This is a genomic window from Frankia sp. CcWB2 (genome assembly GCF_977927585.1).
In genome coordinates this window covers 1-3,024 of sequence record NZ_CDWRCM010000292.1, presented here as the reverse complement: position 1 = coordinate 3,024, position 3,024 = coordinate 1, and the positions used below count along the sequence as shown (strand labels likewise).

Genomic DNA, 3,024 nt, shown 5'->3' with positions numbered 1-3,024 from the left:
TACATGGCGTTCGGATCCGTCGGGCTGATTACCAGCCCATCCGGGCTGGTCGCCAAAGCGGCGTTTAGAACCGGGATCTGGGATGCGGGCGTGAATTCGGCAGCGTACTGCCTTGTGATCGAAGCACCAAGCCGCTCCGCTTCCGCCTTAGCTCCGCAATATACGCCCCCGTAAAGCGGTGCATTGTAGGCGACATAGATGAACTTCTTTCCTTCTGCGCTGCCTGCTTCGGGCGCATTTGCAGCAGGAGTCACGGTCGCTACGGCGCTTCCGCCGGAGGCGGTTTCGGACGATGAATCGGATCCGGACGAGGTTGAGCAGGCGGCCAAGGCGGCCAGGACCGCCAAGGCTGCGGCAGAGGCGGGTGCCTTTCGGAGGCAGGTGGGTCGAGTACGCATTATGGGGACGTAATGAAGTAACAAATACGTGATCGAGAGCATCATCGCAGGTCACAGGCCTGTGGAGGGTTCAAAACGCGCAAGTTATTTCATTTCGACTCCTATGATTCCTTCGGGTGCTGATTGGTGCGTGAGTGGGGAAGTATCACGGCGTTACCGAGGAACTGAGAGTCGAGCGATCTCTGGCTTCGGCTTCGAGATATGCCGTGAAGGGAGACCCGGAGTCAGGTGGTCTTGGAGTAGGAACGGCGCACCTGGTCGCCCCAGAGGGCGAGGATGAGGGCGACGCCGACGCTGATCTGCGCGTAGAAGGGGTCGACCCCAGCGACGACGAAACCGTTCTGCAGTACGGCGGGGATGAAGACACCGATCAGTGCGCCGATGGTGCTTCCGACTCCGCCATAAAGACTGGCTCCGCCGAGCGCGACCGCGGTGATGGCGTTTAGGGCATCCGTGCTGTGGCCGCCGATGGTTGTGGTGGAGAAGCGGGCGAGGTTGAGGAACGCGACGAATCCGTACCCGAGGCCGGCCAGTGCGTACACCCTCATGGTGTGCAGATCGACCTGCACTCCGGCGCGCTGCGCTGCGATTCGATCGGATCCGATTGCGAAGGTGTAGCGGCCGAAGCGCGTCCTGCGGAGGCAACGGGTGGCCGCGACGACCACGACAGCGGCTATGATCACGATCGTGGGGATTCCGAAGACACGACCGATACCAACGCTTTTTGTAAGCGCGGCGGGCACCGTCGCAAGGTCGGTTCCCCGGCTGATCACGTAGGCGGCGCCCTGCGCGATTCCGAGCGTTGCGAGAGTTGCCACGAACGCTGCGAGCTTGAGCTTCGTCACCAGCAACCCATTCAGCAGCCCCCAGCCCAGGCCGGACACCAGTGCGACGACGAACCCGAGCAGGATGGCGTCCGCGCCGCCAGCTGTTCCGCCCATCGCCTGGAACGTCGTGGCCGTGATGACCTCGGTGAAGGCGATGATGCCGCCGATGGAGAGGTCGATCTGGCCACTGACGATGACAAACGTCGTCGCCATAGCCAGGACGATCAGGATACTGCTGTCCGAGACGAGGTTCTTGAGGTTGCCGACGGTGGCGAAGCCACCGGGCTGCCACACGCAGAACATCACGATCAGCGCGACGAGCCCGGCGAGCACGCCCACCTCGGGATTGCTGGCGATGCTCCGCAGGCGATAGGGATGAGCCGTTCCCGCGGTGCGCGAGGAGTCCATGTCAGTTGCCGTCGTGTGGTCGGTTGCCGTCGTGTGGTCGATTGCCATTAGCCGAGTCCCGTCATCGCGCCCACGAGCCGTTCCATGGTTGCCTCACCGATCGGGATCGATGCGACGCTGCTACCCAGTCGCATCACGACGATCCGGTCGACCACTTCCAATAGCTCGGGGATGTTGTGGCTGATGAGGACGACCGCGACGCCGCTGGCGGCTGCCTGCTTGACCAGCTTGGCGACCTGCTCGGTCTGGCGGACGCCGAGCGCGGCGGTCGGCTCGTCCATGAAGATGATGCTGCGGGAGAACGCCAGGGCCCGGACGACCGAGATGAGTTGCCGTTGCCCGCCGGAGAGGTTGCGGACCGCGACATCCAGCGAGAGCAGGCGCAGATCAGCCCGGTCGAAAACTTCGGTCGCTGCCTGCCGCATGCCGCGCTGGTCGAGCGTGCCGAGCAGCCTTCGGCCGGGCGCGAATCGTTCCCTGCCGAGGAAAAGGTTTGCGACCGGGTCGAGGTCGGGTGCCAGGGCAAGGTCCTGATGGACGACCTCGATACCGTGGGTGCGTGCCACGGTCGGTGACATGAGGTGCGCGGGCCGCCCGTCGATGTCGACGGTGCCGTTGTCAGGGCGAAGGGCCCCGGTGAGGGCCTTGACGAGAGTGCTCTTCCCGGCGCCGTTGTCGCCGACCAGGCCGATGACTTCGCCGGACGCGATCTGCAGATCGGCACCGCCAAGCGCCCGCACATGCCCGAACGATTTGGTGATGCCGCGCGCGACGAGCCGTGGCGTGTCCGGCACGTCGGTCGGCGGCGTTTGACCGGGTGCGGCGAGGCAGCCCACAAACTGGTCGCCCGCGAGCGGAATGCCCGTGCGCCGGACTGCGATGATCTGGGTCGTCATGGTCGTCCTCCGTCGGGAAGGAACGGGTCATGGACTGAGTGCGGTGTGGGCTTCGGAAGCGGTATTCGGCCAGCACGTCCGCGGTCAGGGTTTGCACGGCCTGTGTTCGTTCCGGGTCGGCGAGGACCACGCTGACGAGGGCCACCCATCGCACGGGCGATCACGTCCGCGACGTCCACATCATCAGGGCACAGGGCATCGGGCTGTTTCGGTTACTCGACGCCCTCTGCGGTGGGCCCTCGACGCTGGCGCCCTCCGCGCCGATAAACTCGATCATGGCGACCTCGGTCGGGGTCAACTGGATGTCCGCGGCGGCGAGGCTGTCGCATGGCCAGGGACAGGACACGGCGGGCTGGCCGACTGCATTGCGCTGCGCGTCAGCCGCGCGAGGGGTCGTGGTAGTCCTTGACGACGGTTCCGAAGTCAAGTTCCAAGTTCATGACGGTGTAAACCGCGCGTACCGGGCCGACTGGCTTGAGACGGGTGATTGGGTCT

General features: G+C 64.8%; 2 protein-coding genes and 1 pseudogene. All 3 read right to left on the bottom strand.

All coding sequences use genetic code 11. The features are described 5' to 3' along the window. A pseudogene (locus ACY45C_RS20635) lies at positions 1 to 443 on the bottom strand (hypothetical protein); the annotation flags it as partial. Between the two features lie 179 nt (positions 444 to 622). Further along, positions 623 to 1,564: an ABC transporter permease gene (locus ACY45C_RS20630; RefSeq protein ID WP_462189208.1), complete on the bottom strand. Its 942-nt coding sequence runs from the start codon at positions 1,562 to 1,564 to the stop codon at positions 623 to 625. 116 nt (positions 1,565 to 1,680) lie between these two features. After that, entirely contained in the window at positions 1,681 to 2,529 is an 849-nt protein-coding gene (locus tag ACY45C_RS20625) for an ATP-binding cassette domain-containing protein (RefSeq protein ID WP_462189207.1), read from the bottom strand. Positions 2,530 to 3,024 lie beyond the last annotated feature (495 nt).

Coding starts and splice junctions, on each gene's coding strand:
- ACY45C_RS20625 (WP_462189207.1), bottom strand. CDS start 2,529: ATGACGACCCAGATCATCGCAGTCCGGCGCACGGGCATTCCGCTCGCG.